The 3,424-nt window shown below is 68.9% G+C and carries 2 protein-coding genes and 2 pseudogenes; 3 read left to right on the top strand and 1 reads right to left on the bottom strand.

The window, feature by feature from the left end; genetic code table 11:
- Together G6R24_RS19515 and G6R24_RS19510 are read left to right on the top strand one after the other, a co-directional pair.
- A pseudogene (locus G6R24_RS19515) lies at nucleotides 1-611 on the top strand (DUF262 domain-containing protein); the annotation flags it as partial.
- Between the two features lie 48 nt (nucleotides 612-659).
- Nucleotides 660-1,127 carry a HEPN domain-containing protein gene (locus G6R24_RS19510; protein WP_225438768.1) on the top strand — a complete coding sequence of 156 codons (468 nt, stop codon included), beginning with the start codon at nucleotides 660-662 and terminating at the stop codon, nucleotides 1,125-1,127.
- Nucleotides 1,128-1,223: 96 nt separating this feature from the next.
- Here the strand turns inward: G6R24_RS19510 and G6R24_RS19505 are convergent, their stop codons facing one another.
- On the bottom strand, nucleotides 1,224-1,538 hold the full coding sequence (locus G6R24_RS19505; RefSeq protein WP_192029210.1) for an antibiotic biosynthesis monooxygenase family protein: 315 nt from the start codon (nucleotides 1,536-1,538) through the stop codon (nucleotides 1,224-1,226).
- Nucleotides 1,539-2,583: 1,045 nt separating this feature from the next.
- Here G6R24_RS19505 and G6R24_RS19500 point away from each other — a divergent pair.
- Nucleotides 2,584-3,213 (top strand): annotated as a pseudogene (locus tag G6R24_RS19500) (TetR/AcrR family transcriptional regulator); the annotation flags it as partial.
- Between the last annotated feature and the right edge of the window lie 211 nt (nucleotides 3,214-3,424).

The following is a 3,424-nucleotide window of genomic DNA, read 5'->3' as shown; positions in this document are numbered from 1 at the left end:
CCGATGGTACCCGGGACTCGCTCGACGCGGTCTACCAGATCTTCGAACGTCTCAACTCGGGTGGTACCCAGCTGACGCCGCACGAGATCCGGGTGGCGCTCTACGCCGGCCGTTTCATCGAGTTTCTGACCAAGCTGAACGAGACGCCTTCCTGGCGTGCGCTGTACGGTCCCACGTCCCCGCGGCTGCGGGATCAGGAAATCGTCCTGAGATTCATCGCGCTGTATATTTCTCCAGGGAACTACCACCGGCCGCTGAAAAAGTACCTCAATGACTTCGTGGGCGCCCACCGGAACCTGGAGGACCTTCCGGTGGATGTCCTGACCTCCAGATTCGAGCGGGCGACCGAGCTGATTCTCGAAAAGGCCGGGCGCAGCGCACTGCGTGCCAGGGGTAGCCAGTTGAACGCGGCCCTGACCGAGGCGCTCCTGGTGGGGATCGCGCGACGGCTGGACGTGGGCACCGAGCCGACTCCCGCCGCTATCAAACGGCAGATCCACACACTGCTCGAGGAGCCGGGCCTGGAACAGGTCATCGCCAGGGCCACCGCGGATGAGGAAAGCGTCCGGACCCGGCTCGCGTTGGCGACCACGGTCTTCTCCCGGATATAGATGTCCAGACCAGCTACCGCAAGCCAGATCTGGCCGCCCCAGGAAGTGGTGTTCATATCGAGGCGGCTCGCCGAGCTTGAATCCCTGGTCCGGGAGCGAGCCAGCAGGGCGGATGATCAGGAGGCCGCGGCCTGGCTGGCTCGCCTGCTGGTGATCAGAAGCTGCGGATATGTCGAGCAGGCGGTCGCCGAGACCGCGCGGGCCTATACGAGCAGCAAGTCGTACGGTCTTGTCCGCAACTTCTCGCTGGCCTGGCTGGAGCGGACCCAGAATCCAACGCCGGACGCGCTGGAAGCGTTCGTCGGGCGTTTCGACTCCGACCTGAAGCAGGAGCTCCGTGAGCTTTTCGACGCGAACGACGAGGAGCTGCGCCGGGAGCTCGCGTTCCTGGTCGACCGTCGCAACAAGATCGCGCACGGGTTGAACGAAGGTATTGGTGTCGTCAAGGCGCTCGCGTTGAAGAAGGTGGCGTGCGAGGCGGCGGACTGGTTCATCCTGCGGTTCCGGCCGGACTGAGCGGCGTCCGGTTCGGCCAGCCGACCGGCCGGCCTGGGTCGGGTGGGATGCCCCGCTTCGTAACCCAGGCCGGCCGCCGGATGGGGTGGGTCAGCGCTACGCGGAGTCGCCGGCCACCGAGCGCTGGACGACCTCGAACTCGAGCAGGGACGTGCCGGAGGAGACCGGGCGGGCACGCTCGCCGGAGTGGGCCTCCATGGCGGGGCCGGTGAGCCACGCCTGGAAGGACTCCTCGCTGTCCCAGTGGGTCACGACGAAGTAGCGGTTGTCGCCCTTCACCGGACGCAGCAGCTCGAACGAGACGAAGCCGGGCTGGCCGTCCACCGCGTGCAGGCGGTTGGAGAAGCGCTTCTCCAGCTCGGGGCCGGCGCCCTCGGGAACCTCGATGGCATTGATCTTCACAACGGTCACCCGTCCAGCCTAGGCCCAAATCAGGCCACGGTCGGGCGGGGCATCCGGCCGAGGACCCGCGCCTCACACGAGGTGAGGGTCGACGCCGCGGGATGGCCGCGCACGTGAACCTCACCTCGGTAGGTCCGGCCCGCGCTGCCCGCGGGAAATCGAAAGGCCACAGATCCATCGCCGAGCTGACACAGTTCGGCGTGCCGGTATTGAACCTGATGCGCCCGGGACGCGGAAACTCGTGCATCGCCTGGACGAACCGGGGGTGTTGTTCGGCGGTGGCGAGGCCACGAAACCGGCCGCGGTACGGACGGCCTGGCGCCGCGGCCACCCGCCGAGGTGGCCGCGGGTGGCCGGGGCGAGCAGGCCACGATCGCGGCCTGCCGGCGAGACCTCAGCTGGCTACCTTGACCAGGCATGTTCCACCTGAGTCGCCGTACCCACGGCCGGATGGCACGTGCCACCGTGGCGGGCCCGTTGCCCGCGGCGCGGCCGTGCGCCAGGGCACTGTCGCATCCGATACGCCGACGCGGCGCGCGATTGTCCGGGTGGAGACGAGGCCGATGTCGTGTCCGGATTCTGACGGTACTCAGGGCGCTGGGCACGTGAATGGCGACCTACTGTGGCGACGTGGCCAAAACGCGAATGCTCATTGTCCGGATCGATCCGAACCTGATTCCAGGTATTGACTCCGCGGCGGTCGAGCGCATTGTCGACGCCGGTGGGGAAGCGAGCGCCGCGGCCCTGTGGCGGGTGCCATCGCCCGGCTGAGGCGGCGGGGTCGGGTCCGGCCGGGTGGCGGCGTCGAATCTTCGGCTGGTGGCCTTGTTGGCACCTATCGGTGCTGTCGAGGCCGATGGGACGCCCGTCACGTTCGACCGAGATCTGGGACGCGGTCCGCGTCCTGGCTGGTTGGGATGGGTGTACCCGGCCGACGAGGGGCGCGCGGGCGGGTGTCAAGATAGTCAGAAAACTGTCAGTCGGTGCCAGTTGCCGGTTGCCGGCGTACGTTGATCGGGGGCTGCGGCCAGGACGCGCAGGTGGGGGGATCACAGTGTCGACAGGGAACGCGGAGGGCCTGCGGGAGCGCAAGAAACGGCGCACCAGGCAGGCGATCATCGAAGTCGCGCACGAGCTGTTCACCGAGAAGGGCTTCGAGGCGACCACGGTCGAGGAGATAGCCGCGGGGGCGGATGTCTCCGTGCGGACGTTGTTCCGCTACTTCACCAGCAAGGAAGCCATCGCCCTCGCACCACTGGAGGAGATGGGCGACCTCACCGTCGCCGCCCTGCGCCGTCGACCGGTGGACGAACCGCCGCTGCTCGCCCTGCGCAACGCGGCCCTGAGCGCCTGGGGGCTGATGTCCCCGGACGGACCCTCCCTGCGTCACTACGCCGATCATCTGATGCCGGTCAGCGGCGCGTCGCCACTGGCCGGCGCGGTCCTGCACCGGCTGATCGCCATCGGTGACCGGCTGGCCGCGGAACTGGCCGTCAGTGAACCGGTCGGCGACGGTTACAGTGCCGCACCGGCACCGGCACCGGCGTTGGCACCAGCACCAGCACCAGCACCAGCGTCGGTGGCGTTGCCGTTCGCGGAGTTGGACGCGCGGCTGACCGTCTCGGTCTTCCTCGCGGCGCTGCAGGTGGCGATCCGCTCCTGGTGCGCGGCCGGGAGCACGGACCTCCAGGTTCTGCTCACCACGGTCGAGACCTGCCTCGACCGCCTCGGCCCCACCGCCGTCCCACGTCCCGCTGCCACCACGACGGACGGGTCCATCGGGTCGACGGGGGAGGCGAGACCGCCAGTCGATCAGGGCCCGGGCCAGCCACCCGCCGCACCCGGGCCGGAGCCGGAGCAGCTATCCATCGCGGCGAAGGCGCAGCGGCCGCCCG

This window comes from Candidatus Frankia nodulisporulans (assembly GCF_902806475.1).
Lineage (GTDB): Bacteria > Actinomycetota > Actinomycetes > Frankiales > Frankiaceae > Frankia > Frankia umida.
The sequence above is the reverse complement of the archived record's forward strand: the minus strand, read 5'-3'. Positions and strand labels throughout refer to the sequence as shown.